Origin of the sequence: Shinella kummerowiae, from assembly GCF_009827055.1 — a bacterium.
Taxonomy (GTDB): domain Bacteria; phylum Pseudomonadota; class Alphaproteobacteria; order Rhizobiales; family Rhizobiaceae; genus Shinella; species Shinella kummerowiae.
This window is the reverse complement of record NZ_WUMK01000002.1, coordinates 239,264-266,253: the sequence shown is the minus strand read 5'-3', so window position 1 is coordinate 266,253 and position 26,990 is coordinate 239,264. Positions and strand designations below refer to the sequence as shown.

Annotated in this window: 28 protein-coding genes; 17 read left to right on the top strand and 11 right to left on the bottom strand. The window is 63.5% G+C overall.

Going from position 1 to position 26,990, the window contains the following annotated elements; genetic code table 11:
- Nucleotides 1–9: 9 nt before the first annotated feature.
- From GR138_RS05740 to GR138_RS05725, 4 genes are read left to right on the top strand one after another with little or no spacing between them, the layout of a single operon-like run.
- Entirely contained in the window at nucleotides 10–276 is a 267-nt protein-coding gene (locus tag GR138_RS05740; protein ID WP_160857663.1) for a DUF6460 domain-containing protein, read from the top strand.
- A gap of 2 nt (nucleotides 277–278) precedes the next feature.
- Nucleotides 279–770, top strand: coding sequence for a CAP domain-containing protein (locus GR138_RS05735; protein ID WP_160857662.1), 492 nt, complete (start codon nucleotides 279–281; stop codon nucleotides 768–770).
- 33 nt (nucleotides 771–803) lie between these two features.
- On the top strand, nucleotides 804–1,124 hold the full coding sequence (locus GR138_RS05730; RefSeq protein ID WP_338091041.1) for a putative quinol monooxygenase: 321 nt from the start codon (nucleotides 804–806) through the stop codon (nucleotides 1,122–1,124).
- A gap of 10 nt (nucleotides 1,125–1,134) precedes the next feature.
- Nucleotides 1,135–2,496: an MATE family efflux transporter gene (locus GR138_RS05725; RefSeq protein ID WP_160857661.1), complete on the top strand. Its 1,362-nt coding sequence runs from the start codon at nucleotides 1,135–1,137 to the stop codon at nucleotides 2,494–2,496.
- Between the two features lie 17 nt (nucleotides 2,497–2,513).
- Here the strand turns inward: GR138_RS05725 and GR138_RS05720 are convergent, their stop codons facing one another.
- The 3 genes from GR138_RS05720 to GR138_RS05710 all read right to left on the bottom strand — a co-directional run bounded on the left by GR138_RS05720 (nucleotide 2,514) and on the right by GR138_RS05710 (nucleotide 4,426).
- A complete protein-coding gene (locus GR138_RS05720; RefSeq protein WP_160857660.1) occupies nucleotides 2,514–2,858 on the bottom strand; it encodes a DUF2934 domain-containing protein in 345 nt (114 codons plus the stop codon).
- A gap of 135 nt (nucleotides 2,859–2,993) precedes the next feature.
- Nucleotides 2,994–4,079: a quinone-dependent dihydroorotate dehydrogenase gene (locus GR138_RS05715; RefSeq protein WP_160857659.1), complete on the bottom strand. Its 1,086-nt coding sequence runs from the start codon at nucleotides 4,077–4,079 to the stop codon at nucleotides 2,994–2,996.
- A complete protein-coding gene (locus GR138_RS05710) occupies nucleotides 4,079–4,426 on the bottom strand; it encodes a DUF952 domain-containing protein (protein WP_160857658.1) in 348 nt (115 codons plus the stop codon). Before GR138_RS05710 ends, GR138_RS05715 begins: the two co-directional genes overlap by 1 nt.
- A gap of 108 nt (nucleotides 4,427–4,534) precedes the next feature.
- Between GR138_RS05710 and GR138_RS05705 the strand changes: the two genes are divergently transcribed.
- Both GR138_RS05705 and GR138_RS05700 read left to right on the top strand, forming a co-directional pair.
- Nucleotides 4,535–4,963, top strand: coding sequence for a hypothetical protein (locus GR138_RS05705; protein WP_069060090.1), 429 nt, complete (start codon nucleotides 4,535–4,537; stop codon nucleotides 4,961–4,963).
- Nucleotides 4,964–5,038: 75 nt separating this feature from the next.
- Nucleotides 5,039–5,692 (top strand): response regulator, encoded by a 654-nt coding sequence (locus GR138_RS05700; protein WP_160857657.1) that lies wholly within the window; start codon nucleotides 5,039–5,041, stop codon nucleotides 5,690–5,692.
- A 2-nt stretch (nucleotides 5,693–5,694) separates the two neighbouring features.
- On the opposite strand, the gene GR138_RS05695 is transcribed toward GR138_RS05700, so the two are convergent.
- Entirely contained in the window at nucleotides 5,695–9,195 is a 3,501-nt protein-coding gene (locus GR138_RS05695; RefSeq protein WP_160857656.1) for a hybrid sensor histidine kinase/response regulator, read from the bottom strand.
- A 186-nt stretch (nucleotides 9,196–9,381) separates the two neighbouring features.
- Here GR138_RS05695 and mscL point away from each other — a divergent pair, with 186 nt between their 5' ends.
- The gene (gene mscL, locus GR138_RS05690) at nucleotides 9,382–9,822 is read left to right on the top strand and encodes a large conductance mechanosensitive channel protein MscL (RefSeq protein ID WP_160857655.1); all 441 of its coding nucleotides are present in this window, start codon (nucleotides 9,382–9,384) and stop codon (nucleotides 9,820–9,822) included.
- Nucleotides 9,823–9,870: 48 nt separating this feature from the next.
- Here mscL and GR138_RS05685 read toward each other — a convergent pair whose 3' ends face one another.
- From GR138_RS05685 to GR138_RS05665, 5 genes are all read right to left on the bottom strand, one after another.
- Nucleotides 9,871–10,758 (bottom strand): hypothetical protein, encoded by an 888-nt coding sequence (locus tag GR138_RS05685; protein WP_160857654.1) that lies wholly within the window; start codon nucleotides 10,756–10,758, stop codon nucleotides 9,871–9,873.
- Between the two features lie 203 nt (nucleotides 10,759–10,961).
- Nucleotides 10,962–12,569, bottom strand: coding sequence for a 5-guanidino-2-oxopentanoate decarboxylase (locus GR138_RS05680; protein ID WP_160857653.1), 1,608 nt, complete (start codon nucleotides 12,567–12,569; stop codon nucleotides 10,962–10,964).
- Nucleotides 12,566–13,756 carry a pyridoxal phosphate-dependent aminotransferase gene (locus GR138_RS05675; RefSeq protein WP_160857652.1) on the bottom strand — a complete coding sequence of 397 codons (1,191 nt, stop codon included), beginning with the start codon at nucleotides 13,754–13,756 and terminating at the stop codon, nucleotides 12,566–12,568. The genes GR138_RS05680 and GR138_RS05675 overlap by 4 nt, the downstream gene beginning before the upstream one ends.
- Before the next feature lie 31 nt (nucleotides 13,757–13,787).
- Nucleotides 13,788–14,426 (bottom strand): TetR family transcriptional regulator C-terminal domain-containing protein, encoded by a 639-nt coding sequence (locus GR138_RS05670; protein WP_160857651.1) that lies wholly within the window; start codon nucleotides 14,424–14,426, stop codon nucleotides 13,788–13,790.
- 22 nt (nucleotides 14,427–14,448) lie between these two features.
- The gene (locus GR138_RS05665; RefSeq protein ID WP_160857650.1) at nucleotides 14,449–15,327 is read right to left on the bottom strand and encodes a dimethylarginine dimethylaminohydrolase family protein; all 879 of its coding nucleotides are present in this window, start codon (nucleotides 15,325–15,327) and stop codon (nucleotides 14,449–14,451) included.
- A gap of 214 nt (nucleotides 15,328–15,541) precedes the next feature.
- Between GR138_RS05665 and GR138_RS05660 the strand changes: the two genes are divergently transcribed.
- The 9 genes from GR138_RS05660 (at nucleotide 15,542) to GR138_RS05620 (ending at nucleotide 24,026) form a co-directional block, all read left to right on the top strand.
- Nucleotides 15,542–16,315 (top strand): ABC transporter ATP-binding protein, encoded by a 774-nt coding sequence (locus GR138_RS05660; protein WP_160857649.1) that lies wholly within the window; start codon nucleotides 15,542–15,544, stop codon nucleotides 16,313–16,315.
- 28 nt (nucleotides 16,316–16,343) lie between these two features.
- Complete coding sequence (locus GR138_RS05655) at nucleotides 16,344–17,126, top strand: transporter substrate-binding domain-containing protein (RefSeq protein ID WP_160857648.1); 783 nt, start codon at nucleotides 16,344–16,346, stop codon at nucleotides 17,124–17,126.
- Between the two features lie 70 nt (nucleotides 17,127–17,196).
- Nucleotides 17,197–17,925, top strand: coding sequence for an ABC transporter permease (locus GR138_RS05650; protein WP_160857647.1), 729 nt, complete (start codon nucleotides 17,197–17,199; stop codon nucleotides 17,923–17,925).
- On the top strand, nucleotides 17,925–18,743 hold the full coding sequence (locus GR138_RS05645; RefSeq protein WP_160857646.1) for an ABC transporter permease: 819 nt from the start codon (nucleotides 17,925–17,927) through the stop codon (nucleotides 18,741–18,743). Before GR138_RS05650 ends, GR138_RS05645 begins: the two co-directional genes overlap by 1 nt.
- Nucleotides 18,744–18,757: 14 nt before the next feature.
- A complete protein-coding gene (locus GR138_RS05640; protein ID WP_069060078.1) occupies nucleotides 18,758–19,927 on the top strand; it encodes a M20 aminoacylase family protein in 1,170 nt (389 codons plus the stop codon).
- A 549-nt stretch (nucleotides 19,928–20,476) separates the two neighbouring features.
- Complete coding sequence (locus tag GR138_RS05635; protein WP_160857645.1) at nucleotides 20,477–20,746, top strand: hypothetical protein; 270 nt, start codon at nucleotides 20,477–20,479, stop codon at nucleotides 20,744–20,746.
- 231 nt (nucleotides 20,747–20,977) lie between these two features.
- Nucleotides 20,978–22,396, top strand: a complete 1,419-nt coding sequence (locus GR138_RS05630) for a cytochrome ubiquinol oxidase subunit I (RefSeq protein WP_160857644.1) — start codon at nucleotides 20,978–20,980, stop codon at nucleotides 22,394–22,396.
- Nucleotides 22,386–23,390, top strand: a complete 1,005-nt coding sequence (gene cydB, locus GR138_RS05625) for a cytochrome d ubiquinol oxidase subunit II (protein ID WP_160857643.1) — start codon at nucleotides 22,386–22,388, stop codon at nucleotides 23,388–23,390. The genes GR138_RS05630 and cydB overlap by 11 nt, the downstream gene beginning before the upstream one ends.
- Before the next feature lie 336 nt (nucleotides 23,391–23,726).
- Nucleotides 23,727–24,026 (top strand): chorismate mutase family protein, encoded by a 300-nt coding sequence (locus GR138_RS05620; RefSeq protein WP_160857642.1) that lies wholly within the window; start codon nucleotides 23,727–23,729, stop codon nucleotides 24,024–24,026.
- 3 nt (nucleotides 24,027–24,029) lie between these two features.
- Here GR138_RS05620 and galE read toward each other — a convergent pair whose 3' ends face one another.
- Nucleotides 24,030–25,022, bottom strand: coding sequence for a UDP-glucose 4-epimerase GalE (gene galE / locus GR138_RS05615; RefSeq protein ID WP_160857641.1), 993 nt, complete (start codon nucleotides 25,020–25,022; stop codon nucleotides 24,030–24,032).
- 104 nt (nucleotides 25,023–25,126) lie between these two features.
- On the opposite strand from galE, the gene GR138_RS05610 reads away from it, so the two are divergent.
- Complete coding sequence (locus tag GR138_RS05610) at nucleotides 25,127–25,654, top strand: AAA family ATPase (protein ID WP_160857640.1); 528 nt, start codon at nucleotides 25,127–25,129, stop codon at nucleotides 25,652–25,654.
- 6 nt (nucleotides 25,655–25,660) lie between these two features.
- Here GR138_RS05610 and GR138_RS05605 read toward each other — a convergent pair whose 3' ends face one another.
- Entirely contained in the window at nucleotides 25,661–26,842 is a 1,182-nt protein-coding gene (locus GR138_RS05605) for a pyridoxal phosphate-dependent aminotransferase (RefSeq protein ID WP_160857639.1), read from the bottom strand.
- Between the last annotated feature and the right edge of the window lie 148 nt (nucleotides 26,843–26,990).

The following is a 26,990-nucleotide window of genomic DNA, read 5'->3' as shown; positions in this document are numbered from 1 at the left end:
AATCAGCGGATGTCGAATGGCGTGAACGGGTTTCTGGGCGATAGCCCCCTGCGCGTGCTCATCAAGCTCCTGATCCTGTCGGTGGCCGTCGGCTTCCTGATGTCGATCTTCGGGCTCTATCCGGATGACATTCTGTTTGCCGTGCGCGATTTCTTCCTCGATCTCTGGAACACCGGCTTCAAGACGCTCGGTCGTCTCGGCGATTACCTGCTGCTTGGCGCCGTCATCGTCATCCCGGTCTTCATTCTCATCCGTCTCTTCAGCTACCGTCGTTGAACATGCTGTTTTCCCGCCGATCCTTGCTTGCCGCTTCCGCGGCGACCGTCGCAGCGCTTGCTGCGGGCTGCTCCACCACCGGCGTTTTGAGCCCGTCGGCCGGCACCGGAAGCGACCAGACGCCGGCCTCGCTTGCGCTTGTCAACAAGCTCAGGGCCGATCGCGGCGTGCCGGCGCTCGTCATCGACAAAGCGGCGCAGCAGGCGGCGATGGACCAGGCGAGCCGGATGGCCTCTGCCGGCAAGATGGAGCACAATATCGGCTTCGGCGCGAACTTCGCCAAACGCATGAAGGGCATGGAGGTGGCGCTGCCGGCTGCGGAAAACATCGCCGCCGGACAGGATAACGCGACGGACGCTTTCGATGCTTGGTACCGGTCGCCAAAACATCTGGAAAACATGCTTGGGACGCGCTTCCGGGGTCTCGGCGTTGCGGTCGTTTCCAATCCGGCAACCGGCAACCGGCCTTATTGGGCGATGGTGCTGTCGGGCTGAGTTTGCCCATATTCATAGCCAAGAGAGGGACGCGTGGAGCGAGGTCGAGATCAGCGGATTGTCCGGATTGCCGAACTCGAGATCGATCCCGCTCAACTCGACGCGTACAACGCCTTGCTTGCGGAAGAGATCGAGGCTTCCGTTCGCCTCGAACCGGGCGTCCTGATGCTGCACGCGGTGGCGCTCTTCGAAGCGCCGGAGAAGATCCGGCTGCTGGAAGTCTATGCCGATGAAAACGCGTATCAGGCCCATCTCGCCACGCCGCATTTTCAGAAGTACAAGATGCTCACGGCCTCCATGGTCCGTGCGCTCCGCCTCGTGCCGGTGACGCCGATCCTGATGAGCGCCAAGTAGAGGGCAGGGCATGAGCGCTACGGCAGCAGGCGAGAACGAGGGGGCAGGCCCCTTCGAGGTGACGCATCGGCTGGTGCTGGCGATCGCCATTCCCATGACGCTCGGCTTCCTGACGACGCCGCTGATCGGGCTCACGGATACCGCGGTTGCCGGCCGGCTCGGCTCGGCGGACGCCCTTGCCGGCCTGGCCATCGGTGCGGTGATCTTCGATCTTCTGCTTGGCAGCTTCAATTTCCTGCGGGCCTCCACCACCGGGCTCGTTGCACAGGCTTTCGGCCGCGGCGACCGGCGCGAGGAACAGGCGGTCTATTGGCGCTCGCTCATCATCGCGCTCTGTTGCGGGCTTGCCATTACGCTGCTCTCGCCATTGCTTTTGTCGGCCGGGCTCGTCCTGATGGCGCCGTCGCCGGGCGTGGCGGACGTGACATCGACCTATTTCACGATCCGCGTGCTGTCCGCCCCCATGGCGCTCGCCAACTATGCGCTGCTCGGCTTCGTGCTGGGGCGCGGGCAGGGCATGACGGGGCTGCTGCTGCAGGCGATCATCAACGGCATCAACATCGTGCTGTCGATTGGGCTTGGCCTCGGGCTAGGCTGGGGCATTGCCGGCATCGCCTGGGGCACCTTTGCCGGCGAGACGATCGGCATGCTGGCAGGCCTGCTCATCGTCGTGTCGCGCTTCGACCGCGCCCATCGTCCCGCCCGGGCCGAGATCTTCTCGCGCGACCGGCTGCGGGCGCTGTTTTCGCTCAACCGGGATATCATGATCCGCACCTTCGTGCTGATCGGCGCCTTCGCCATCATGACCCGCATCGGTTCGTCCATGGGGCCGCTGGTGCTTGCCGCCAATGCGGTGCTGATGAACATCTTCCTTGTTGCCGGCTATTATCTCGACGGCCTCGCCAATGCGGCGGAGCAACTTGTCGGCCGGGCGTTCGGTGCGAATTTCCGGCCGGCTTTCGACCGCGCCGTGAAGCTCACCATGTTTTGGTCGTTCGGGCTCGGCGCGATCACGACGGCCTTGTTCCTTGTGTTCGGCGCGGACGTGATCGGCCTGCTGACGACAACGGAAAGCGTCAGGACGGAGGCGGCAAAATACCTGCCCTGGGCGGCACTGACGGCGATTACCGGGGCGCTGGCCTTCCAGATGGATGGCGTGTTCATCGGCGCGACCTGGTCGTCGGCCATGCGCAACATGATGCTGGCAGCCTTTGCCGGCTATCTGGTGGCACTCGCCCTTTTCGTGCCGCTCTTCGGCAATCACGGGCTCTGGCTGGCGCTCAATCTGTTTTTGGCGTTCCGAGGAGTTTTTCTTGCTCTTCGCGTGCCGGCGCTGACGGCGCAGCAGTTTTCCGAGACGGGCCGGAGCTAGGCTCCGACCCTGGCCGTTCAGAACGGTTCGTCAAGCTGGGCGTCGATATCCCGCGCATCCAGCGGCTTTTTCACCTGTCCCGGCTTCAGCCGGACGATACGGTCGGGATTTTCTGCCGTCGGATTTTCCGGCACGGTTCCGGGTGGAAGCGCGTTGAGGGCTATGTCGGCCTTGCTCGTGCGTTCCATGGCCTGGCCCGAAGGCTGGTCCCGGCGCTGCGCAAGGCCGATTGCCTCGCCGTCCTCTTCCTGAATTTCCGCACGGGCGCGCAGCCAATGCGAATATTCCCGGCCTTCCGGGCGACCTTCCTCTTCCCAGATGTCGTGGGCTCTTTGCCGGATCCGTTCGTCGTGATCATCCATCCTATCGTCCCTTCCCGGCCTTTTCGGCCGTTTGAGGCGGGATCGGTGCAGGCTACCGTCGATGCGAATCGGCTTTTGCCGAACACTCCACCCGCGAGAAAGGAACCCGCACGGCGGCCTTTGGTTCCCTTGTGATCAGAGGGGACGGTCCGCCCAATGGCCAGTGCGCGTGCCGCGCAGCGCGGAAATCGAGGCGATCTGTTCGCGATCACAAAGGCGCGAGAGACCGTTCACGATCTCGCCCGGCAGGGTGGGGCCGGCATAGACCATGCAGGAATAGAGCTGCACGAGGTCCGCACCGGCGCGGATCTTTTCCGCCGCCGTCTCGGCCGAGGAGACGCCGCCGACGCCGATGATCGGCAGGTTTTCGCCGACGCGCCTGCGCATCTTGGCGAGCACGACCGTCGATTTTTCGAAGAGCGGCTTGCCGGAAAGACCGCCTGCCTCGCCGGCATGGCTGGTATTGCGCAGGCCGGCGCGCGACAGCGTCGTGTTGGAGACGATCAGGCCGTCGAGCGGATGGGCAAGGGCGACTTCGGCGATGTCGTCGAGGCCATCCTCCGTCAAGTCCGGTGCGATCTTCAGGAAGACCGGCACCTGGCGTCCGCTGCGGGTCGCTTCCTCGGCGCGGGCGGCCAGCACCGCGGAAAGCAGCGCATGCAGGCTATCCTTCGCCTGCAGGTCGCGCAGGCCCGGCGTGTTGGGCGAGGAGATGTTGGCGGTGAAGTAGCGGGCGACGTCGTAGAAGGTGCGGATGCCGGCGACATAGTCGGCGACGCGGTCGGTACTGTCCTTGTTGGCGCCGATATTGACGCCGATCAGCGCATCGCGCTGGCAGGCCTTCAGGCGTTCGAGCGCTGCCGCATGGCCGGCATTGCTGAAGCCGAGGCGGTTGATGACGGCGTCGTCTTCCACCAGGCGGAAGATGCGCGGCTTCGGATTTCCCTCCTGGGCGCGGGGCGTGACCGTGCCGATTTCCGTGAAGCCGAAACCGAGCCGCAGCAGGGCTTCGGGCACTTCGGCATTCTTGTCATAGCCGGCGGCCATGCCGATCGGGTTGGGAAAGGTGAGGCCAGCAATGGTCTGTGCGAGGCGCGGATCGGCCTTGGCCGGGCAGGCGGGCACGATGCCGGTCTTCAGCGCGGCAATCGACATTCCGTGCGCGGTTTCCGGGTCGAATAGGAAGAGGCCCTTGCGGCCAAGGGTCGAAAGCAGCGACATCAGAGGGGCATCTCCGGAAACTGGTGGGTGCCGTCGGGGCCAAGCGGCAGGGGCTTTTCCCACAGCACGGCGAACAGCGGCAGGGTGGCATAAAGGTGCGGGAAGAGATCGCCACCGCGCGATGGCTCGTAGACGAGTTTTTCGCCGAGGGAGCCGCCATCAACGGCGATGAGGAGAAGATCGCTCTGCCCGGCGAAATGACGGGCCGCTGTTTCCCGCGCCTGGGCGGCGGTGGAGAAATGGATGAAGCCGTCAGCGAGGTCGATCGCGGCGCCCTCGAAAATCCCGGTCTCCCTGGTTTTTTGCCACAGACTTGCCGGAACGATCTTGTAGATTGTTTTGGCCATCTCGCCCGTTTCTCCCAAGGCTACCGCATTCAAGGGTAGCGCTTGCCGCAAAGAACGGCGAATGTCCACCGGCGACAGGCCCGGAAACCGGCTCTTGGAGGATTTTGCATGCGAATTTGCTCTCTGCCAGTGATTGTCGCCGCCACCCTTCTGGCGGGGTCCGCCCATGCCGAGGGCGAGGGGCGTTATCGCATGGAGAAGACCGAGGGCGGTTTTGTCCGCCTCGACACCACGACCGGCGAGGTTTCGTTGTGCCGCGAGCAGGATGGCCAGATCGTCTGCCGCATGGCCGCCGACGAGCGCGCGGCGTTCGAAAAGGAACTCGATCTGCTCACCAAGCGCGTCGAAGCCCTCGAAAAAGGCGGTGCAACCGCACTGAGCGATGCAAAACCCGCACTACCGACGGATGAAGAGATTGACCGGACGATGAGCATCATGGAAAAGATGATGCAAAGGTTCATGGGCATCGTGAAAAACCTGGAGGACGGCGAGGAGGAAACCGCCCCCGGGAAGGACACGATCCCGCAGAAGACCTGACGGAGCAACCCGCGCCGGCCGAGACCGTGCTGCCTGCCTCCGTTACGAGGTCCATATACTCTTGGGAGGGAGCGCATGGCATCGGCACTCACGATCATCATAGCGGATGACCATCCGCTGTTCCGCGGTGCGTTGAAACAGGCGCTGACCGGAATGGATGGCAATCCCGATATCGTCGAGGCGGGGGATTTCGAGGCGGCGCGCAAGGCGGCCGAGAGCAATCCCAATGCCGATCTGCTGCTGCTCGACCTCGCCATGCCGGGCGTCAGCGGCCTTTCCGGCCTTATCTCGCTCAGGGCGGAGTTCCAGAGCCTGCCGGTCGTCATCGTTTCGGCAAGCGACGACCCGGCTACCATCCGCCGCGCGCTCGATCTCGGCGCCTCCGGTTTCATCTCCAAGTCGGCCTCCATCGAGGACATCCGCGAGGGCATCAGCCTGGTGCTGGAGGGCAATATCTATACGCCCGGCGGCTATGTGCGCGGTCCGGAGCAGGACAGCGAGGTGGCGGATCTCATCGCGCGGCTGCGCACGCTCACCCCGCAGCAGTCCCGCGTGCTCGCCATGCTCGCCGAGGGCCTGCTCAACAAGCAGATTGCCTACGAACTCGGGGTCTCCGAGGCGACCATCAAGGCGCATGTCTCGGCGATCCTCCTGAAACTCAATGTCGACAGCCGCACCCAGGCGGTCATCCAGCTCGGCAAGATCGGCGCCGCACAGGCGGCGGCCTGATCCTATTCCGCGGCCTCGCGCTGCATTGTCGAAAGCTGCGTCAGCCAGGCCCGCATGGATGCGGGGCGGACAGGCTTGTTCTGCACGATGATATTGTCGCGCTCGGCCTCGGCACGCACATCCGGCGTGCGGTCGGCGGTGACCAGCAGGGCCGGCACCTCGCGACCGAGCGCCGCACGCAACTTTCCGATCGCCGCAATCCCGGTGCCGTCGCCGAGGTGGTAGTCGGCAATCACCGCATCGACTGGGGGCGCACCGCTTGCGACCATAGCCTCGACCGCCGCAACCGATTCCGCCAGTGTGACCGTGCAGCCCCAGCCGGACAGCAACAGCCGCATGCCGTCGAGGATTTTCGGCTCGTTGTCGATGCACAGCACACGAAGCCCCTTCAGCGGCTCATCGCTCACGGGCACCCCCGCGGGTTTGTCAGCGACGTGGCGGCTGGCGGCGGCGTCGATTGGTGCGCGCACCTTGAAGCTGGTCCCGCGACCCGGCGTCGATTGCAGCTCGACCGGGTGGGAGAGGACACGCGAGATGCGGTCGACGATGGAGAGACCGAGTCCTAAGCCCGGCGCCGTGCGCGCGCCTTCGTCGAGACGGGCGAATTCCTTGAAGACGGTACGGAACTTCGATGCGGGAATGCCGATGCCGGAATCGAGCACCTGGATGAAGGCGTGGCCGCCCTTGCGCCGCACACCGACCAGCACCTTGCCGGAATTGGTATACTTGATGGCGTTGGAGACCAGGTTCTGCACGACGCGGCGCAGCAGGTTTGGATCCGTGCGGATGGCGAGCGACGAGGGGAGCACCGTGAACTTGAGGTTCTTCGCCCGCGCCATCGGAGCAAAGTCGGTCTCGATGCGCTTCAGCAGATCCTTGAGCGGGACCGTCTGCACACGCGGCTTCATCGCCCCCGTATCGAGGCGGGAAATGTCCAGCACCGCACCGAGGATCGCTTCCACCGATTCCAGCGAGGAATCGATGTTGTGGATCATCTCGCGATTTTCCGTTTCGCCGAGCCGCTCGACCAGCGAGGAGGAGTAGAGGCGCGCCGCGTTGAGAGGCTGGAGAATATCGTGGCCGGCAGCGGCGAAGAAGCGCGTCTTGCCGATATTGGCTTCTTCCGCCGCAGCGCGTGCCTCGGCAAGCTCGGTGTTGACGCGGGTGAGTTCGACGGTGCGCTGTGCGACACGCTGCTCCAGCGTTTCGTTGACCTGCTTCAGCGCCCGGTCGGCCGCCACACGATCGGTGATGTCGGTATAGGTGGAAACAAATCCCTTTTCCGGCATGGCATTGGTGCGGATTTCGACGATGCGCTCGCCACCGCCGAGCACCAAGGCAAAGGGCTCGTCAAACGTCATGGTGCGGGTAATCGCCGATTCTCGATCGGTCTCGGCGATGTCGCCGCGCTCGACGAGGATTTCGACGATGTCGGAGAGCGGAAAGCCGACCTGGCCGACATATTCCGGCAAATCGAGCAACTGGCGGAAACGGCGGTTCCAAACGGTGAGGTTGCCGGCGCTGTCGAAGACGGCGATGCCCTGGTCCATCTGGCCAAGCGCGGTCTGCAGCATGTCCTGATTGTATTGCAGCGCTTCGCTGGCCTGGTCAAGCAGCCAGTCGGTATCCGTCGGCGTGTCATCGATGCGCTGGAGCACCAGCGAGAGCACGAGGCGGGCGGACGAAGAGCCGATGGCACTGCCGAGCAATTGTTCCGAGAAATGCACGATGGCGGCGTCCGCCGGCGCATTGTCCTCCAGCCAGCGGCCGACCTGCCGCTCATAGGTGTGGAAGGAGCGTTGCATGCGCTCCTCGCCGAGATATTTGGCGATCGTGGTCTTGAGGTCGCGCACGGTCACCTTGGTGCGGCGGCCACGGAAGGCGCGCTCGAGGCGCGGTTTCGAGCGGATGAAGGTTCCGGCCTGCAGGCGTTCCAGCGAGGTCGGATTGCGCGTCAACGAGCCGATCACATAGGCGCCTATATTGACCATCATGGCGAGCAGCGTCGCATTGACCAGCGGATCGGCCGCCTCGCCGGTGAAGATGGTGGAGCCGGGAAACAGGAAGCCGAGCACGGTTTCGGCGACATAGGCGTTGTCGGCGACGCCGATGCTCGGCAGGAAGAGCAGATAGGCCCAGACGACGAGGCCGCAGATCATGCCGGCCATGGCGCCGCGTGCATTGGCATTGCGCCAGAACAGGCCGCCCAGCAGCGCCGGCGCCACCTGCGCCACGGCGGCAAAGGCCAGCAGGCCCATCGAGGCGAGGCCGGCATTCGCCGTCGCCGCACGATAATAGGCATAGCCGAGCAGCAGCACGAAGAAGATGGCAAGGCGGCGGATGCGCAGCAGCATGCGCGAAAGGTCTTCCTGCTGCTCGACCCCGCCGATGAGGTTGCGGCGCAGCACCACCGGAATGACGATGTCGTTCGACACCATGATCGACAGCGCCACCGAGGCGACGATGACCATGGCGGTCGCCGCCGAAAAGCCGCCGATGAAGGCCACCAGCGTCAGCACCGGCTGGTCGAGCGCGACGGGCAGGGTCAGCACGTAGAGATCGGGATCGCCCGTGCCATTGAAGGTCAGCACGCCGCCGATGGCGACGGGCAGCACGAAGAGGTTGATGGCGATGAGATAGAGCGGGAAGAGAATGCCCGCCGTGCGCAGCTCGCCGGCCGTGCGGTTTTCCACCACTGTGACGTGGAACTGGCGCGGCAGCATGACGATGGCGAAGGCGGAGAGCGTAATCAGCAGGATCCAGCGCGCGATCGGCGTCTCGTAGGTCAACGCCTGCATCATACGCTCGTTTTGGGATGCGCGCTGCCAGAGGTCGCCCGGGCCGTCGAACATCACATAGATGACGTAGAGGCCGACCGAGGCGATGGCGATGAGTTTGACCAGCGATTCCATCGAAATGGCGAGAATGAGGCCGTCCTGGTGCTCGGTCGCGTCGGTGTGGCGGGTGCCGAAGACAATGGCGAAACAGGCGAGGAACAGCGTTACCACGAGTGGCAGGTCGATGAGCCCGCCCGAGGCCGCGATGCCGAAACCGGTCGTATCGACCATGGCTGAGACGGAGCTGGAAACCGCCTTCAGCTGCAGTGCGATATAGGGAATGTAGCCGATCAGCGAAATGAGGGCGACGACGGCTGCGACGCCCGGATTCTTGCCGTAGCGCGCGGCGACGAAGTCGGCAATCGAGGTGAGGCGTTCGGATTTGGCGAGCGTGACGATGCGGCGCAGAAGCGGCATGCCGAGCGTGAACATCACGATCGGGCCGATATAGATGCCGAGGAATTCGAGGCCATGGGTGGTGGCGAGACCGACCCCGCCGAAATAGGTCCAGGACGTGCAGTAGATCGCCAGGCTCAGCGCATAGACCAGCGGCCGGCCCTTCGATGTGTGCCCGGAGCGTTTGGCCTTCCGGTCGCCGTAACTTGCGACCGCGAAGAGCAGGAGCAGGTACGCGAGCGCCAAGGCGAATATCAGCGAACCCGGCATGCTTCCTCCCGCAGTCCTTCGGCCGTCTTCCGGCAGAATAGGCCAAAGCGGTGCGGAAGGAAATTGCAGCTAAGGTAGGGTCCCGAAGACACCTTGTGTAAACCCGTAAATATTGATTGGATTGCAGTTTCCTCTTGCGAAAAACTAAACTAGTTTGCTTTTGCGTCGCAGCAAAAGGAGACCCTCATGCTCAATGAGTTCAAGGCGTTCATCGCCCGCGGCAATGTCATGGACCTCGCCGTGGGTGTCATCATTGGTGCAGCCTTCAACAAGATCGTCGAATCCATCGTCAACGATCTCGTCATGCCGATTGTCGGTGCCCTGACGGGTGGCGGTTTCGACTTTTCCAACTACTTCATTGCACTGTCGGGCAATGTGACGGCGACGTCGCTTGCGGCGGCCCGCGAACAGGGTGCGGTCTTTGCCTATGGCAGCTTCATCACCGTCCTGATCAACTTCCTGATCCTCGCCTGGATCATCTTCCTGATGATCAAGGGCGTGAATCGTATGCGTGCGTCGCTGGAGAAGGAAAAGGCTGCCGGTGCCGCCGAACCCGCGCCGCCGCCGGAAGACGTGCTGCTTCTCACCGAAATTCGCGATCTGCTGAAGAGCCGCCCAGCCGTCTGAGGCGCTGCTCTCCCGTTTTCGAACGAAAGGCCCGGCTCGCCGGGCCTTTTATTTTACGGGCCATCCCTTCAGGCGGGCGCGCTTGATCGTGGCAAGCAGGGCTTCCTCCGGAGAAAGTCCCAGGCGCTCGGAGCGTCGCAGCAGCCAGCCGGCATGAACGAGGCGGATTTCGACGGGAACACTGTCGATACCGAGGGCAAGTGCTGCCGCCATGCGGTGCTTGCCGCTGGTGTGGCGCACAAGGCGTCCGCTGGCATCGATCGCAACGCCGATGTCGCGTTCGGCGAGATCCTGCCACAGCGAACGTGTCCAGCGGTGCCATTGGCTGGTCTGGTCCTTCAGGCCGAGATCACCACGCGGCACGATCCCATTCTCCTCGATGTTCTCGATAAGGGCGAGATAGTACTCGAAGTAGCTGTCTAGCTTGTCGATCGTATTGATGGTCACGCGATTTCGCCGCACCGCTACGCCGCTGTTGATGTTGTCGGCATAACGGCGATAGCAGAGGCCTTCGCGAAAATTCCGACGCAGCTGGCAGATCTCCACGATTTCCTCATGGGAGAACGATCTGTTGATCGGCTGCAGGATCGGTCTCCAGTCGCCGCCATCGAGAAAATGCCGGCCGATCCACCGTGGACGGTTGCCGTCGAAAAAGTTGTCGCGCAGTCGCGTGCGCACGATTTTCGGATCGATCGTTAGGAACAGGGCATCGCCAAAATGGAAGTGGCTCTGCGCGGCGGACAATCCCGACCCGCCTTCCGTGGCGAGGCGTGCGACGGTGCGGTTGAAGCGGCTGGTAAAACCGGACCGGGCCGCCATAAAGTCATGCACCGGTATCCAGTCGAGAAAACGCTGGGCAAGCGACGGCGACGGCGGCCGCATGTCGGGCGGCAGCCGTTTGTAAACCGGTCCTGGAAACGTGTATTGGTTGGCCACCCCTGTATCCGACTTGCTTTCGATTACCGCGCGCGCGGTTGGGCGGCAGACAATGCCGCATCCATGACAAATAAAACACGATTTGCAAAGGCGCAGGTGAGCCCGCCAACAGGGTTTCCCGCGCTCATGGGTCACTCCAGAGGGCGCGTGCGCACTTTCACGGACGGCAGCCGTACACTGCTGCCGTCAACGGAGGGGAGAGACTACGCCGTCGCTCCGATTGTTTTCGTCTGGTGGATTTCGACGAGGCTCGGGCCCGTCCGAGCCGCGGCCCGCTCCAGGGACGCCGGGAGATCGCGCACGTCGGCCAGGCGTTCGGAGGGCAGGCCGTAGGCGGCGCCGATCGCGATGAAATCGGGTGCCGAGGGTTTTACTCCCTCCGGCGTGATGCCGGCATCGACCATGTAGTTCTCGATCTCCTGGTAGCCGTCATTGTTCCAGACAAGGAAGACGACGCAGGCTCCCGCATCCACCGCCGATCCGATTTCCGAAAGCGAGAATTGCAAGCCGCCATCGCCGACGAGGCAGATGACCGGTGCATCGGGTTCGGCGAGGGCTGCGCCCACGGCCGCCGGCGGCGCGAAACCGAGTGCGCCATAACCGGTCGCTGCGTTGAACCAGCTGCGCACACGCGGCGCATCGCAATAGTAGTTGCCGGCATAGACGGCCTGCGTGGAATCGCCGACGATGATCGCCTTCGGCAGCGTTTTCCAGATCGCATCGATGACGCGCACTTCCGACTGCATTTTCGCCGTCAGCTCGTTCCAGGCGTTTTTCCGCACGGTCTCGGCACGCGCCGCGCCATTGCTGATCGGCTTGTGGCCCTCGAGGAAACCCAGCATGCCGGCTGCTGCCGTCTTGGCGCTGGAGAAGATCGACAGGGCGGATTGCGGCGTGCGGGCAAGCTGGGCGGCGTCGATATCGATGCGGATCAATGTCTTGAGGCGCGGGAACCCGCCATCGACATTGATGTCGTAGTCGGTCGGACCGAACTCCGTGCCGAAGGCGACGACGAGATCGGCATCGGAAAGAAGCCGCCGCACGGCCTTCAGGCTGGGGCTTGCCGGGATGCGTAGCGGATGGCCGCCGAGCAGACCGCGTCCATTGACCGTGGTGACGACGGGCGCACCGATGCGCTCGGCGAGTTCACGGATTTCCTCTTCCGCCGTGATCGCGCCGCCACCGGCAAGAATGACGGGGCGGGATGCGTTGGTGCAGAGGATCGCGGCACGCTGAAGCGTTTCGGCATCGGCGCGCGGTCGGGTCGCGACGGTCGCGGGAAAGCTGCCGGTCTCGATGGGTTTTGCCATCACGTCGGTCGGGATTTCGATATGCACCGGGCCGGGCCGACCGGAGAGCAGAACCGCGAAGGCGCGCTCCACGACGAGCGGCAGGTCGGCGGGGTTGAGTAGCGTGTGCGAATAGAGCGCCAGCGTCTTCATCATGCCCTGCTGGTCCGGCAGTTCATGCAGCAGGCCACGGCCATGGCCAAGCGAATCGCGCCGGTTGACGCCAGAGATGACCAGCATCGGCACGGAATCCTGCCGCGCCTGCGCCATGGCGGTGATCGTGTTGGTGAGGCCGGGGCCGGTGATGACGAGGGCAACGCCAGGCTTGCCCGAGACGCGAGCATAACCGTCGGCCATGAAGCCGGCGCCCTGTTCGTGGCGCGGCGTGATGTGGCGGATTTTTGAGGCGGCGAGCCCGCGATAGAGCTCGACCGTATGCACGCCCGGAATGCCGAAAACCACCTCGACGCCATTGGCTTCGAGCAGGTCGACGAGAACTTCGCCTACGGTTTTCGTGGTCATGCGCGGCGCTCCTTGGGGCTTGCGGATCGGGCGGCGAGCGCTGCGATGCGCCGGCAGGCCTCGTCGATATGGTCGTCGGGCACGGTCAGGCTGAGGCGGATATAGTCTGCCGCCGCGTCGCCGAACGACGATCCCGGCATGACGGCGACCAGTTCCTCGCGCAGCAGCGCCCAGGCGAAATCCTCACCGCTCAGGCCTGTTCCCGCGACGTCTACGACGATGAACATGCCGGCTTCCGGCGGCAACGGCACGAGACCGGGAGCCTTGGCGAGCGCCGTGGCGAACCGGGTGGCGCGCCCCTGGTAAATCCGGCGCATCGTGGCGGCGGTGGTGATCGGGTTGTCGAGCGCATAGGCTGTCATGTCGGCGATGAAAGGCTGGCCGCCGAACAGCATGGTTTCGGATACCGAAAGCAGTCGCGTGCAGAATTCAGACGGCCCGATCGCCCAGCCACTGCGGAAGCCCGGTGCGGCATGGGATTTCGAGATGGAAGAGACGACGATGGTGCGCTCGGCGAGGTCCGGATTGTCGAAGGGCGAGGCAAAGGCGGCGCCAAAGACGAGCTGTTCGTAGACCTCATCGCAGACGATCCAGAGATCATGTTTGCGGCAAACGGCACCGATCTCGGCGATTTCTTGCGCGCTCAGCACCGCGCCGGTGGGGTTGTGCGGCGTGTTGAGCAGCAGCGCGCGGCATTCGGGCGTGATCGCGGCCTCAAGATCGGCGGCCTTCATGTGGAAACCGTTTTCCGGGCGCAGCGGTACAACAATATGCTCGGCGCCAGTGGAGCGGATGACGCCTTCGTAGGTGGCATAAAGCGGGTCGCCGACGAGCACGGTATCGCCCGCCTCGACGAGGCCGAGCATGACGGCGAAGAGGGCGGTCTGGGTACCCGGGAAACACAGCACGTTTTCGGCGGTCACATCGCTGCGGCGCTTGCGGTATTTTCGCACGAGGGCGTCCACGACGGAGGGCTCTCCCCGGCCGTTGGAATAACGGTGGCGGCCCGCCTGCATGGCGCGCACGGCCTCGGCGAGCAGCATCGGGTCCGGGGCGACATCCGGCTCGCCGATGGTGAGCTCGATGATGGCCTTGCCGTCCTTCTTCATCCGCCGGGCTTCGGCATGGATGGCCCATTTTTCCGAGCCGAGATTGGCAAGCCGGTCTGTGATGGAAGCGTAGCGCATGGCCGTCCTCTGCATTTCAATTGGGTGTGGTTTAGCGATCGGCGCTCGCAGCGTCGACCGGCCTGAGGGGTAATCCAAGCAGGGTTTCGATCGAGGTCAGGGCGACCTCGACAAGTTCGCTCTCCCCGAAAAGTTCGCCGGCGAGGCAACCCTCCAGCCAGAGGCCATCGAGCAGCCCGTTGACGGCGATGGCGAGCTTGCGGCAGCGCTCCGGCGAGGCATCCGCGCCGCGGGCAGCGAGGAAATCGGCGAGCAGGCTTTCGAGCGCGTTGCGAAAGCTCAGATAACCTTCCCGGTGGATCGCGGCGAGTTCGGGATCGACGCTGACCCGGCTGATGAACGAGGCCCAGAGCGAGAGGCTGCGGCTGTTGGCGACTGGCTCCGTCAGGTTGATGACGATGAAGTCGCGCAGGCGCGTTTCCGGATCGCCCGTCACCCGCTCGGCCTTTTCGGTCAGCCGCGCGATGACGAGGCGGTAGGCCTCCTGGAGGATATGCTCCTTGGACTGGAAATAGTGCCGGATGAGCCCTGCCGTCACACCCGCCTTGATGGCGATCTGCCGGACCGTTGCGCCCTGCAAGCCGTATTCGGCGATGCAGTCGAGCGTCGCCTCGATCAGATCGTGGCGGCGTTCGGCCTCTGGGGCGCGGTGGAAGGTCCGGCGGGCCATCTTGTCCTCGTTCGTTGGTGCCTTAGGCGGCGCGGCGCAGCACCGGCCGAGTCAGGCAGGTCGGGCCACCTTCGCAGGCGATGCAGAGCGCGTCGGCTTCAAACACCTGTACCGTGCAGCCAGCCGCTTCCATCGCCGCCTTGGTGGCCGGGAATCCTTCCACCATGATGACCTCGTAGGGCCGCGTCGGCAACACGTTCAGCGACAGGCCGTTGCTCGCATGAAATTCGTCGGCCGGCGCCTCGATGAGGCGGATGCCGCGCTTCTTGAGCAATTGGTAGAAGGCGGCCGGCAGCAGCGGCGCGAAGACCAGCGCCAGGTCTTCGGCAAGCGGGCTCATCACGCTCATCAGGTGCAGGCAGGCTTCCTCGCCGTGCCAGAGCGGCAGGTCATAGGCGAGCACGGTGACACCATGCGGCGCCAGGATCTTCGAGATCTGGTCGATGCCTTCCTGGTTGGTGCGCACGCCGCGGCCGATGACCAGCGTCTTGGCATCGAGCCAGATGCAATCGCCGCCTTCGACGGTGCCGTCGCCCTCGATGCGGCCGAGGATCGGGATCTGGCGCTCGGCGTAGGCTTTTTCATGCAGGGCGGTTTCCGCCACGCGCAGCGGCTTGCCCATGCGCAGCAGGATCGCGCCGTGGTCGGACATCAAGGACGGATCGTGGGTGAACATCGCATCTGCGAGGCCGTCGCCCTCGTCTTCCAGCCAGATGATCTCGGTACCGGACTTTTCGACCAGCTCGGCGAAGGCCTTGTACTGGTGCACGGCGCGCGCGCCATCGAACGTCGGGCCGTAATGCCACTTGGCGGGATCGGCAGCCTTCAGGCTGTTGCCGGGGCGGCGCATCAGAACGCGCATCAGGGGGGCCGACATTTCCTGCGAACCGTAGGCGGTCATTCAATGCTCCTGCTGGAAAATGGATCATGGGTGGGCGCTGCCGGAAAAGTCAGCGGTTGGTCTATTATACGCTTGAATAATTTCTTAACAAGTGCCACGATGCTTTCAACAAGACGACACGACGGGCCGAAGATGCCCGCGGGAACGCTGGAAAACAGGGGAAGTTTGGCATGATCCATGCATCGATTTTCCGTGCGCTGGAGACCTCTCCACGATGACGGAACGTGCCGAGGCAATCGCGGTCCGGGACCTGCACAAGCGCTTCGGGCCGCTTGAAGTTCTCAAGGGGGTTTCGCTCACCGCGCATGAAGGCGACGTCATCGCCATTATCGGCGGTTCCGGTTCCGGCAAGTCGACATTTCTGCGCTGCATCAACATGCTGGAGCTGCCGAGCGCCGGCTCGGTGACCATCCACGGCGAGACCATCGCCATGAAGGCGGACGGCCATGGCGGCATGATGCCGTCCGACCGCAAGCAGGTACAGCGCCTGCGCTCCCGCCTCGGCATGGTGTTTCAAAGCTTCAATCTCTGGCAGCACATGACCATCCTCGAAAACGTCATCGAGGCGCCGGTGCACGTGCTCGGCGTCAGGAAGGACGAGGCGATCGCCCGCGCCGAGACGCTGTTGCGCCGCGTTGGCCTCTACGAGAAGCGCGACGCCTATCCCGCCTTCCTCTCCGGCGGCCAGCAGCAGCGTGCGGCGATTGCCCGGGCGCTCGCCATCCAGCCCCATGTCATGCTTTTCGACGAACCGACCTCTGCGCTCGACCCGGAGCTGGTCGGCGAGGTGCTCTCCGTCATCGGCGACCTCGCCAAGGAGAAGCGCACGATGATCCTCGTTACCCACGAAATGAAATTTGCGCGCAACGTCGCGAGCCACGTCGTCTTTCTGGCGAATGGCGTCATCGAGGAACAGGGGCCGCCGGACGAACTGTTCGGAGCACCGAAATCGGAGCGGCTGAAGAAATTCATCAGTTCCATCCACTGAGATCAAAAAAACCAACAGAGGGAAGATCATGAAGAGTGCCTTGAAGACAATCGCCCTTGCCGCCGCAATCGGCCTTGCCGCCGTCTCCGGTGCCGCCGCCCAGCAGGTTCGCGTCGGTTTTGCCGCCGAGCCCTATCCGCCCTTCACCTCGCCGGACGCCTCGGGCAACTGGCAGGGCTGGGAAGTCGACTTCATGAAGGCGATCTGCGCCGAAGCGAAGCTCGATTGCGTCATCACGCCGGTCGCTTGGGACGGCATCATCCCGGCGCTGACCACCAATAAGATCGATATGATCATCGGCTCGATGTCGGTCACGGCAGAACGCCAGCAGACCATCGACTTCTCAGACAAATACTACAACTCGCTTCCCGGCGTTATCGGACCGAAGGACGTCAAGTTCGAGCCGACGCCGGAAGGCCTCAACGGCAAGACGCTCGGCGTGCAGGTGGCGACCATCCACCAGGTCTATGCCAACAAGTATTTTGCGCCCGCCGGTGTGACGGTCAAGGAATACCAGACGCAGGACGAGGCCAACAACGACCTCGCCGCAGGCCGCATCGATGCGGTGCAGGCCGACTCCGTCGCCATGCTGGAATTCCTCAAGAGCGAGCAGGGCGCTGCCTGCTGCGACATGAAAGGCATGGTCAAGGACGATCCGGAGGTCCTCGGGCTCGGCGTCGGCGTCGGCCTGCGCAAGGGCGAGACGGAGTTGAAGGACAAGATCAACGCCGCGATCAAGGCGATCCGCGCCAACGGCACCTACGACACCTTCTCGAAGAAGTATTTCGACTTCGACATCTACGGCGGCTGATCGTCTGCCCTGTGCCTGATGCCGGCGGTTTTCGCCGCCGGCTAATCTCCTCGAACGGACACGAGACCCTATGGCCGATGCCGGATCGCTGATCAACTGGAGCCTGCTTGCCTTTGACCCACCCGGCTGGGGCGGGGTAATGCTGGCGGGGCTCTGGCAATCGCTCCAGATTGCCGTCGGCGGTTATACGCTCGGCCTGATCCTCGGTACCGGCGGCGCCATGGGCAAGCTCTATGGCGGCCCGGTCACCAAGGACCTACTCGAGATCTACACGACCCTGGTGCGCGCGGTGCCGGAACTCGTGCTGATCCTCATTCTCTATTATGCCGGCACGGATGTGCTGAACCAGTTCTCCGCGCTGGTCGGTTTCGGCCCGGTCGATATCAGCGGCCTTGCGGCCGGCATCTTCGTCATCGGCGTCGTGCAGGGCGCCTATTCGACGGAGGTGCTGCGCGGCGCGATCAAGGCGGTGCCGGCGGGACAGATCGAGGCGGCGCGCGCCTATGGTATGGCGCCCACGCAGATCATGCGCCGCATCACCCTGCCGGCCATGCTGCCGCACGCCATTCCCGGCCTCTCCAATCTCTGGCTGATCGCCACCAAGGACACGGCGCTGCTCGCAGTCGTCGGCTTCAGCGAGTTGACGCTGGTGACGCGCCAGGCGGCGGGCAGCACCAAGGCCTACCTGCTGTTCTTCTGCGCGGCCGGCGTGCTCTACCTGATGATCACGCTGGTCTCCAACGTGCTGATCGGCCTGATCGAGCGCCACTACCGGCGCGGCATGGCGAGGGCCGCCTGATGAGCGATCCGACCATTTCCGCCCTCGCGCTGACCGAACTGCCGACGAAAGCGAGCATGTTCAAGCCGCATCGCATCGTGCTGATGGCGATCGCCGCTCTTCTGGTCTTCTGCGTCATCTGGTTCATGCGCTGGGACTGGGTGCCGAAATATTCCGACCGTCTCGTCCATGGCGTCGGCGTGACCTTGCTGATGCTCTTCAGCACCTCGATCCTCGGCTTCTTCCTCGCCGTGCCGATCGGACTGGTGCAGGTGACGGGACCGTGGCCGCTGAAGGTTGCTGCGCGTGTTTTCTGCACCGTCATCCGCGGCACGCCGCTGCTGCTCCAGCTCTGGCTGCTCTATTACGGCCTCGGCTCGCTGTTCCCGCAGTTTCCGGGAATCCGCAGTTCCTTCCTCTGGCCCTATCTGCGTGAGGCCTGGCCCTATGGCGTGGCGGCGCTGACGCTGTCCTTTGCCGCCTATGAGGGCGAGGTGATGCGCGGCGCCTTTGCCGGTGTGCCGCCCGGCGAGCTGGAAGCCGCCCGCGCCTATGGCATGAGCCCTTTCACCGTCTTTCGCCGCATCTGGCTGCCGCGTGCCGTGCACCGTGCTCTGCCGACGCTGAACGGCGAAACCGTGCTGCAGTTGAAGGCGACGCCGCTGGTGGCGACGATTACCGTCATCGACCTTTATGCCGTCATCTCCAAGGTGCGGCAGGAAACCTACATCACCTATGAGCCGCTGCTGCTGCTTGCCCTCATCTATCTCTGCCTGACCGCTATCCTGGTGGTCGCCTTTCGCTATTTCGAAAGCAGAATTCCCACACGCGGTGCCTGAAAACGGACAATGACATGACAATCCATACGACTCTCAAGAACTCCATGCCTGAAATGGTGGCGATCCGCCGCGACCTGCACGAACACCCGGAACTGGGCCTGGAAGAAGTGCGCACCTCTGATGTCATCGCGCGCCATCTGGAAAGTTATGGCTACAAGGTCACCCGTGGGCTCGCCAAGACCGGCCTCGTCGCGACGCTAACGAACGGCACCAGCCGCAAGTCGATCGGCATCCGCGCCGATATCGATGCCTTGCCGATCTTCGAGGAAACCGGCCTTCCCTATGCCAGCAAGACGCCCGGCAAGATGCATGCCTGCGGCCATGACGGGCACACGACCATGCTGCTCGGTGCCGCCAAGGCGATCGCCGAAAGGCGCAATTTCGATGGCACCGTGCACCTGATTTTCCAGCCGGCGGAAGAGAATTTCGGCGGTGCAAAAATTATGGTGGAGGAGGGGCTGTTCGACAAATTTCCCTGCGATGCCGTCTTCGCCCTCCACAACGAGCCCGGCCTGCCCTTCGGCCAGTTTGCGCTCCGCGAAGGCCCGATCATGGCGGCGGTCGACGAGGCCCGCATCACCGTGAACGGTGTCGGCGGCCACGGTGCGGAGCCGCAGGAGACGCTTGATCCGATCGTCTGCGGCGCCTCGATCGTCATGGCGCTCCAGACCATCGTCTCGCGCAACATCCACCCGATCGATCCGACGGTGGTAACGGTCGGCTCGTTCCATTCGGGTTCGGCGAGCAATATCATCCCGAGCCGAGCGGAAATCGTCGTCGGTATCCGCTCCTTCGATCCGAAGGTGCGCGACGAGCTGGAGCGTCGCGTCCGCCTCATTGCGGAACGCCAGGCTGAAAGCTATGGCATGAGCGCCACGGTGAACTACCAGCGCTTCTATGACGCGACGGTCAACCACAAGGCCGAGACCGATCTGGTGCGCGAACTTGCCACGCGCTTTGCCGGCGCCGACAAGGTCGTCGACCTCGAACGCCCCTTCATGGGCAGCGAGGACTTTGCCTATATGCTGAAGGAGCGGCCGGGCACCTATTTCTTCCTTGGCGGCAAGAGTGGCGAAAACGACCATTCGCTCCACCACCCCGCCTACAATTTCAACGACGACCTGCTGCCCGTCGGTGCGGCCTTCTGGACGGAACTGACGGAACATTACCTGCGGGCGGCCTGACGCCCGTGCAGCCGTTTCGGCGACGCGAGTGGGACCCGGTCCACAGGGCGGTTTCACCACAATTTTGCCACGATTCATTCCGTGTTTTGGCGGCTTTCGGCTCTGATTTTTTGAGTGTCACACATTCGTGAAACTCTTGAAATCGGTGCCGAGCCGTTTAGTGCCTCAATCCTTAACGCTCCTGCCGTTCGCTGCATCCTCGGCGTGCTTGCGTGGATTCGCATATTTAAAATCCCCGCCAAATCAATACCTTGAGATGTCATTTCCCTTTTTACAGAAACCGTCCTGATGGACGGTTTCTTGGTTTTTGGCGCCCCCGGTTGTGCGCGGGAGTAACGATTTTCATTGTTCGAAAAACGTTGACGACTGTTTCCAATTTGAGACCCTTGCGGCCCACAAAATGAGGGACCATCTTTATTTGACGAAAGCGGCAATACCCGCTTCCGGAGATAAGCGAAGGGAATGGCGATGTCGTAACCGATGCCGAAAAGCCTGGCTGAAACTCCCTTCAAGCTTTGATGCAAAGCACATATGAAAAGGACCAAGACAATGACCAAGACCATTAACGCAGCTTTCGCAACCGCTCTTTTTGCCGCTTCCGTTTTCGGTGGCTCGGCCGCTCTCGCCGGCGGGGACTACTATAAGGGCGCCTATCCGGAATCGGAGCAGAACCAGAAAATGGATAGCCAGAGAATCGATCGCGTCCGCACCAACAGCATCGGCAGTGGTTATGCCGCCGACGGTGGCTACCGCCAGAGCGTGAAGGTCGGCCCGGCGAACGGTGACTATTATCAGGGCGCGAACCCCAATGCCCGCTAAGGCATAGTGCCACGTTCGACGCCTTCGCGAAGCTCCCGGTGTGCCCCCGCCGGGAGCTTCGCTCGTTTCGGCCCTGCCAAGGTCGGGGCGGAAATGCCGCACGCGGGCGATTGTCGCGCTGCGGCAACGTGGGTGTACGGACGGAATTGACCTTTGCCTGTTTTGCGCCGCATTCTTTGAGGCGACCGCAGCCTGATTGGGATTGCGGCGGCTTCAGAAAGGTCGTGGCCAATGTTCGAATCGCTGGACGCAACACTGCTTGCCCGCTTCCAGTTCGCCTTCACCGTCTCCTTCCACATCGTCTTCCCGGCCTTCTCGATCGGGCTGGCGAGCTATCTCGCGGTACTGGAAGGCCTGTGGCTCTGGACGAAGGACGAGGTCTATTTTTCGCTCTTCAATTTCTGGAAGACGATCTTTGCGCTCGCCTTCGGCATGGGTGTGGTTTCCGGCATCGTCATGTCCTACCAGTTCGGCACGAACTGGAGCGTCTTTTCCGACAAGGCCGGGCCGGTCATCGGGCCGCTGATGGGCTACGAGGTGCTGACGGCCTTCTTCCTTGAGGCGGGTTTCCTCGGCGTCATGCTGTTCGGCCTCAACCGCGTCGGTCCGAAGCTGCACTTCTTCGCGACCCTCATGGTCGCCGTCGGCACGTTGATCTCGGCCACCTGGATCCTTGCCGCCAATTCCTGGATGCAGACGCCGGCCGGTTTCGCCGTCAACGATGTCGGCCAGTTCGTGCCGGTCGACTGGTGGGCGGTGATCTTCAACCCCTCCTTCCCCTACAGGCTCGTGCATATGGTGCTCGCCGCCTATCTCACGACCGCTTTCGTCGTCGGCGGTGTCGGCGCCTACCACCTGCTGCGCGGCGATGCGCCAAAGCGTGCCGGTAAGATGTTCTCCATGGCGATGTGGATGGCGGCGATCGTCGCACCCATCCAGATTTTCGCTGGCGACATGCACGGGCTGAACACGCTGGAGTATCAGCCGGTCAAGGTCATGGCGATGGAAGGGCACTACCAAAGTCATCCGGACGGGGCGCCGCTCATTCTGTTCGGCATTCCGAACTCAGCCGAGCAGCGTGTCGATTATGCCATCGAGATTCCGAAGCTTTCGAGCCTCATCCTGAAGCATGACCTCAACGCCCCGCTCGCCGGGCTGGATTCCGTACCGAAGGAATTGCATCCGCCGGTCGGCATCGTCTTCTGGTCCTTCCGCATCATGGTCGCCATCGGCTTCGCCATGCTCTCCATCGGGCTGTGGTCACTGTGGTGTCGGTGGCGGGGCACGCTCGGCGAAAACCGCTGGCTGCACCGCGCCGCTGTCCTGATGGGTCCCGCCGGTTTCGTCGCCGTGCTTGCCGGCTGGGTGACGACGGAGGTGGGCCGCCAGCCCTATACGGTCTACGGCCACCTGCTAACGGCCAATTCCGTCGCCCCCATCGATGCACCGGCCGTCGCGACCTCGCTGATCGCCTTCATCGTCGTCTACTTCTTCGTCTTCGGCGCCGGCACCTTCTACATCCTGCGCCTGATGGGTCGTCTGCCGCGCGATCCGATGCCGGACCTCCAGGATGGTCCTCTCCGCACCGCCGGCATCACGCCGGCCGCCGCCCTTGCCAGCAAATCCGGGAGCCACCACCATGGCGTTTGACCTTCCCTTCATCTGGGCGGCGATCATCGCCTTTGCCGTGCTCGCCTATGTCATCCTCGATGGCTTCGATCTCGGTGTCGGCATCCTCTTTCCCTTCTTCAAGGAAAAACATGACCGCGACGTGATGATGAACTCCGTCGCGCCCGTCTGGGACGGCAATGAGACCTGGCTGGTGCTTGGTGGTGGCGGGCTGATGGCTGTCTTCCCGCTCGCCTATGCGACGATCCTGCCGGCGCTCTACATGCCGCTCATCCTGATGCTACTCGGCCTCATCTTTCGTGGCGTCGCCTTTGAGTATCGCTGGCGCACGCGGCGCGGCGAGTTCCTCTGGGACATCGCCTTCGCCGGCGGCTCGATGGTCGCGGCCTTTACCCAGGGCGTGGCGCTGGGTGCGCTGGTGCAGGGTATCCCGGTGGTCGACCGCGCCTATGCCGGCGGCTGGTGGGATTGGCTGACGCCGTTTTCCATCGCAACGGGTTTTGCCCTTCTCATCGGCTATGCCTTGCTTGGCGCAACCTGGCTGGTGATGAAGACGAGCGGCGACCTTGCCGCCCGCGCCCGCGGCTATGCGCTCAAGGCCGGCATCGGCACGCTTGGCGCCATGGGTGTCTTCAGCCTTTGGACACCCTTCATGGAGCCGCTCTATTTCGACCGCTGGTTCGGCTGGCCGACCCTTGCCTTCAGCGTCCTGGTTCCGCTGCTGGTGCTCGGCTGCTTTGCCCTGCTGATCCACGGGCTGCGCACCGAACACGATTCCCGACCCTTCATCGCCGCCCTCGGCCTCTTCGTGCTCGGTTTTGCTGGCATCGGCATCAGCTTCTATCCCTATATCGTGCCGGCTTCGCTGACGATCTGGGAGGCGGCTGCCCCCGAGGAGAGCCTCGCCTTCCTGCTCGTCGGCGCCCTGGTGCTCGTGCCGATGATCCTCGGCTACACGGCCTACGCCTACTGGGTTTTCCGCGGCAAGGTCGATCCGGAGGAGGGCTATCATTGATGGCGGAAAATTCGACGGGGCGGAAATTGCTGTGGTTCGTGGGCCTGTGGGCGGGCGGCGTGCTGGCGGTCACCGTTGTCGGCTTTGCCATCAAACTGGTGATCGGGACATGACTTCACGTAACGTGACATCATCCAGCTTCGCGCCAGCTTATATGCCTAGGTTCCGCCTCGGCCAGCATGCAGGCCCGCAAGTGAAAGACAGGACCGCACCCTCCTTTCGCTTAACCCCCGGGCCTGCATGTGGCCTCGACCGTGACCGAGTGTCTCGCGGCGGAGAGATGCCTTCCCCCCCAAACATTCCTCTGCTATCCGGGTGCCCATGAAGGAGACCGGAATGGCGAAGATTGCGGCAGACTGCACGACGATGGCGGAAATCCGGGAAAACATCGACCGGGTCGACCATGCGCTGATGGCGCTCTTCGCCGAGCGCTGGAGCTTCATTCGCCGTGCAGCCGAGATCAAGGCCGGCCTCGGCATCCCCGCCGACGTTCCCGAGCGCGTCCGGGAAGTGCGCGACAATGCGCACCGCAATGCCGAGACGCACGCCCTCGACGGGGATTTCTACGAAGAGATCTGGGCACAGCTCATAGAGCACGCCATCGCCTACGAGAAGGCGCAGCTCGGCGAGGCTTGAGGGTCAGCGCTGGTTGCGCTTGCCGAGGTGATCTTCCCAGTCGAGCGCGGTGCGCACGATGAAGGTGAGGTCGTCATGCTCCGGCTTCCAGTCGAGTTCCTTCATCGCGACCGAGGGGTTGGCGACGATCAGCACCGCGTCACCTGGCCGGCGGCCGGCGACCCGCACCGGGAAATCCACGCCGGATACCGCCTTCACCTGATCCAAAACCTCCAACACCGAGAAGCCGCGGCCATAGCCGCAATTGGCGACGATCGAACCGCCGCCTGCGCGCATGCGCTGCAGCGCCTTGAGATGCGCATTGGCAAGGTCGCTGACATGGATGTAGTCGCGGATGCAGGTGCCGTCCGGCGTCGGGTAGTCCGTGCCGTAGACATCCATGCCGTCGCGTTTGCCAAGGGCTGCCTGGCTGGCCACCTTGATGAGATGCGTGGCGCCGGCGCTGGACTGACCGGTTCGACCGCGTGGATCGGCGCCGGCGACGTTGAAGTAACGCAGCGCCGTATAGGTGAAGTCATGCGCGGCTGCGGTATCGCGCAGCATGATCTCGGTCATCAGCTTGGAGGAACCGTAGGGCGATTCCGGTCGCAGCGCGGCCGTTTCCAGCACCGGCTCGATGCCATCCGGCGTGCCGTAGACGGCGGCGGTCGAGGAGAACACGAAATACGGTACCTTCGCCGCGACGGCGGCGGCGATCAGCGCCCGTGACTTGACCGTGTTGTTCTCGTAGTATGAGAGCGGCTCGGCGACCGATTCCGGCACGATGATCGAGCCGGCAAAATGAATGATCGCGTCGATAGCGTTTTCGGCGAAGATTTGTGTGGTGAGCGCGGCATCGGCGATGTCGCCTTCATAAAACCGCGCTTCCGGCGCTACTGCCCAGCGAAAGCCGGTGGAAAGCCGGTCCAGCACCACCACCTCTTCGCCGGCGTCGATGAGCGCCCAGACCATGTGGCTGCCGATATAGCCCGCGCCGCCCGTGACAAGAACCGCCATGCACCCCTCCGAATCGCCTGAATTTCAGGCATATCACCTTGCCGACCGGCAAGACGCAACCGCAATCGCGCCCCGCCGTTTTCCCGTTCCAGAAAGGCAACATCATGTCCGACCGCTTCATCGTGCTTTCCGGCTGCTCGGGTGGCGGAAAATCGACCTTGCTCGAAGAACTTCGCCGGCGCGGCCATGCCGTCGTCGAGGAACCGGGGCGCCGCATCGTGCAGAAGGAGCTGGCAAGCGGCGGCCAGGCCTTGCCGTGGCTCGACATGACTGCCTTTGCCCGCCGCGCCATGGCTATGGCGCTTACCGATCGCGAGGCGATGCGCGACCACCCGGGGCTTGTCTTCTTCGACCGTGGCTTTGTCGATGCGGCATCGGCGCTTGAAATATCCGGAGGTGAGCCGGTCCAGGACGACCTGGCGGCCGTCCATCGCTACAACAGGCGCGTCTTTCTCACCCCGCCCTGGCCGGATATCCATACCGGTGACGCCGAGCGTCGCCATGGCTTCGATGCCGCCCTGGAGGAGTATGAGCGGCTCGAGAAGACCTATCCGGCCCTTGGATATGAGGTGATTGTCCTACCCAAAGTGTCGGTGGTCGAGCGCGCCGACTTCGTGCTCGACCATCTGTGAGCAGCCTCAGCGCGCCGCGATGTACCGCGCGAGCCGGTCGGCCGCTTCCTCGACCTGTTTGGGATCCCGCAGGAAACAGGCGCGCATGAAAAGTTCGCCGCCGGGGCCGAAGGCCGTGCCGGGCGCGAGGCCGACATTGATGCGGTCGACGATATCGAGCGCCGCCAGCCGTGAATCCGTCACGCCGTCGATCTTGAGGAAGGCATAGAGCGCGCCGTCCGGCTTCAGCGTCTCCACCCGATTGGTGGCGATCAGCGCATCGCAGAAGACGTCGCGGTTCCTCGCCGCCTTGTCGATATTCGCCTGCACGAAGGCATCACCCTCATCGAGTGCGACAATCGCCCCCTTTTGCAGGAATTGCGGCACGCCGGAGGTGGAGTACTGCACGAGGTTTTCCAGCACCTGGCCCATCTCCGGCGGCGCGACGATCCAGCCGACACGCCAGCCCGTCATGGACCAGTTCTTCGAGAAGGAGTTGACGAAGATGACGCGGTCGCCGTCCTCCATCACATCGAGGAAGGAGGGCGCCCTGCTGCTGGAATGGTGGCCACCGGCATAGTGATATAGCGCATAGATCTCGTCAGCCATGATCCACAGATCGTGGCGCCGCGCGATGGCGAGGAGGTTCGCAAGGTCCTCGCGCGTCGCTGTCCAGCCGGTCGGGTTGGACGGCGTGTTGACGAAGAGCACGCGGGTCTTCGGCGTGATCGCCGCCTCGATGCGATCGAGATCGACCTGCCAGCGCCCGCCGGTAAAATCGAGTTGCACGGCAATCGGGTTGGCGCCGGAAAGCTCCGCCGCCGCCGCGAAATTCGGCCAGGCCGGCGTCAGATACACCATGTCGTCGCCCGGTGAGACGAGCGCCTCGATGGCAAGCTTGATCGCCTGCATGCCGGAGCCGACGACATAGAAGTGCTCGGCCGGCAGAACCTTGCCGAAGCGTCGGGCATAATAGCGCGACAGCGCCGCCCGAAGCTCGGGAATGCCGCGCTGCCACGTATAGAACGTCTCGCCGCCGAGCAGTGCGGTGGACGCTGCCTGCGCAATGAACTGCGGCGTCGGCAAATCCCCTTCGCCCACCCAAAGCGGGATCAGCCCCTCGCGCCCGCGCGCATAATTGACAACTTCGACGATCCCGCTCTCCGGCGCCCGCAGCGATCGGGGGCTAAGGCTTTCGACGATGCTCATGAAAACTCCGCAAACTGGACCCCGGCCATCGCCAGGAGAGGCGAAGCGGCAAAGGTCTACCCGGTTTCGCGAGACCGTTCACGCGAGTTTCGCTGACGGATGTATCGAATTCTGTGATGGGAGGAGGCGTGTGGAATAGGAACCCGAA

What these genes read in the sequence shown, in the direction of transcription:
- GR138_RS05740 (WP_160857663.1), top strand. Translation starts at nt 10, where the DNA reads ATGTCGAATGGCGTGAACGGGTTTCTGGGCGATAGCCCCCTGCGCGTG.
- GR138_RS05735 (WP_160857662.1), top strand. Translation starts at nt 279, where the DNA reads ATGCTGTTTTCCCGCCGATCCTTGCTTGCCGCTTCCGCGGCGACCGTC.
- GR138_RS05725 (WP_160857661.1), top strand. Translation starts at nt 1,135, where the DNA reads ATGAGCGCTACGGCAGCAGGCGAGAACGAGGGGGCAGGCCCCTTCGAG.
- GR138_RS05720 (WP_160857660.1), bottom strand. Translation starts at nt 2,858, where the DNA reads ATGGATGATCACGACGAACGGATCCGGCAAAGAGCCCACGACATCTGG.
- GR138_RS05715 (WP_160857659.1), bottom strand. Translation starts at nt 4,079, where the DNA reads ATGTCGCTGCTTTCGACCCTTGGCCGCAAGGGCCTCTTCCTATTCGAC.
- GR138_RS05710 (WP_160857658.1), bottom strand. Translation starts at nt 4,426, where the DNA reads ATGGCCAAAACAATCTACAAGATCGTTCCGGCAAGTCTGTGGCAAAAA.
- GR138_RS05705 (WP_069060090.1), top strand. Translation starts at nt 4,535, where the DNA reads ATGCGAATTTGCTCTCTGCCAGTGATTGTCGCCGCCACCCTTCTGGCG.
- GR138_RS05700 (WP_160857657.1), top strand. Translation starts at nt 5,039, where the DNA reads ATGGCATCGGCACTCACGATCATCATAGCGGATGACCATCCGCTGTTC.
- GR138_RS05695 (WP_160857656.1), bottom strand. Translation starts at nt 9,195, where the DNA reads ATGCCGGGTTCGCTGATATTCGCCTTGGCGCTCGCGTACCTGCTCCTG.
- mscL (WP_160857655.1), top strand. Translation starts at nt 9,382, where the DNA reads ATGCTCAATGAGTTCAAGGCGTTCATCGCCCGCGGCAATGTCATGGAC.
- GR138_RS05680 (WP_160857653.1), bottom strand. Translation starts at nt 12,569, where the DNA reads ATGACCACGAAAACCGTAGGCGAAGTTCTCGTCGACCTGCTCGAAGCC.
- GR138_RS05675 (WP_160857652.1), bottom strand. Translation starts at nt 13,756, where the DNA reads ATGCGCTACGCTTCCATCACAGACCGGCTTGCCAATCTCGGCTCGGAA.
- GR138_RS05670 (WP_160857651.1), bottom strand. Translation starts at nt 14,426, where the DNA reads ATGGCCCGCCGGACCTTCCACCGCGCCCCAGAGGCCGAACGCCGCCAC.
- GR138_RS05665 (WP_160857650.1), bottom strand. Translation starts at nt 15,327, where the DNA reads ATGACCGCCTACGGTTCGCAGGAAATGTCGGCCCCCCTGATGCGCGTT.
- GR138_RS05660 (WP_160857649.1), top strand. Translation starts at nt 15,542, where the DNA reads ATGACGGAACGTGCCGAGGCAATCGCGGTCCGGGACCTGCACAAGCGC.
- GR138_RS05655 (WP_160857648.1), top strand. Translation starts at nt 16,344, where the DNA reads ATGAAGAGTGCCTTGAAGACAATCGCCCTTGCCGCCGCAATCGGCCTT.
- GR138_RS05650 (WP_160857647.1), top strand. Translation starts at nt 17,197, where the DNA reads ATGGCCGATGCCGGATCGCTGATCAACTGGAGCCTGCTTGCCTTTGAC.
- GR138_RS05645 (WP_160857646.1), top strand. Translation starts at nt 17,925, where the DNA reads ATGAGCGATCCGACCATTTCCGCCCTCGCGCTGACCGAACTGCCGACG.
- GR138_RS05640 (WP_069060078.1), top strand. Translation starts at nt 18,758, where the DNA reads ATGACAATCCATACGACTCTCAAGAACTCCATGCCTGAAATGGTGGCG.
- GR138_RS05635 (WP_160857645.1), top strand. Translation starts at nt 20,477, where the DNA reads ATGACCAAGACCATTAACGCAGCTTTCGCAACCGCTCTTTTTGCCGCT.
- GR138_RS05630 (WP_160857644.1), top strand. Translation starts at nt 20,978, where the DNA reads ATGTTCGAATCGCTGGACGCAACACTGCTTGCCCGCTTCCAGTTCGCC.
- cydB (WP_160857643.1), top strand. Translation starts at nt 22,386, where the DNA reads ATGGCGTTTGACCTTCCCTTCATCTGGGCGGCGATCATCGCCTTTGCC.
- GR138_RS05620 (WP_160857642.1), top strand. Translation starts at nt 23,727, where the DNA reads ATGGCGAAGATTGCGGCAGACTGCACGACGATGGCGGAAATCCGGGAA.
- galE (WP_160857641.1), bottom strand. Translation starts at nt 25,022, where the DNA reads ATGGCGGTTCTTGTCACGGGCGGCGCGGGCTATATCGGCAGCCACATG.
- GR138_RS05610 (WP_160857640.1), top strand. Translation starts at nt 25,127, where the DNA reads ATGTCCGACCGCTTCATCGTGCTTTCCGGCTGCTCGGGTGGCGGAAAA.
- GR138_RS05605 (WP_160857639.1), bottom strand. Translation starts at nt 26,842, where the DNA reads ATGAGCATCGTCGAAAGCCTTAGCCCCCGATCGCTGCGGGCGCCGGAG.